Source organism: Clostridioides sp. GD02367 (assembly GCF_045900275.1).
Taxonomy (GTDB): Bacteria; Bacillota; Clostridia; order Peptostreptococcales; family Peptostreptococcaceae; genus Clostridioides; species Clostridioides difficile_A.
This window is the reverse complement of record NZ_JBJODK010000043.1, coordinates 1-407: the sequence shown is the minus strand read 5'-3', so window position 1 is coordinate 407 and position 407 is coordinate 1. Positions and strand designations below refer to the sequence as shown.

Genomic DNA, 407 nt, shown 5'->3' with positions numbered 1-407 from the left:
ATCCCACAAATGGTGACTCGTAGGGGAATTGAACCCCTGTTACCGCCGTGAAAGGGCGGTGTCTTAACCTCTTGACCAACGAGCCATATTGGCTCCAAGGGTGGGGCTCGAACCCACAGCCTACCGGTTAACAGCCGGTTGCTCCACCGTTGAGCTACCTTGGAATATCCAACGTGGCTATGTCCTACTCTCCCAGGCAGTTTCCCACCAAGTACCATCAGCGCTAGAGAACTTAACTTCTGTGTTCGGAATGGGAACAGGTGTATCTTCTCTGCTATTATAACCACATTTTTTCTTGTTGCTAGGACAAGTATAATATTAACATTTTTTGTTATTTTTGTCAATACTTTTTTCAAACTTTTTTCAGAGTTAACACTCTAAAAACTACACATATATTTTACTGAATG

At 43.2% G+C, this 407-nt stretch carries 2 tRNA genes and 1 rRNA gene; all 3 read right to left on the bottom strand.

The annotated features are described in order from the left end of the window. Positions 1-10 precede the first annotated feature (10 nt). Positions 11-85 (bottom strand) — tRNA-Glu (locus Q3223_RS19600). A 4-nt stretch (positions 86-89) separates the two neighbouring features. Then, a tRNA-Asn gene (locus Q3223_RS19595) sits at positions 90-164 on the bottom strand. A 7-nt stretch (positions 165-171) separates the two neighbouring features. Next, positions 172-288: ribosomal RNA gene (rrf, locus tag Q3223_RS19590) — 5S ribosomal RNA — on the bottom strand. Positions 289-407: the final 119 nt, after the last annotated feature.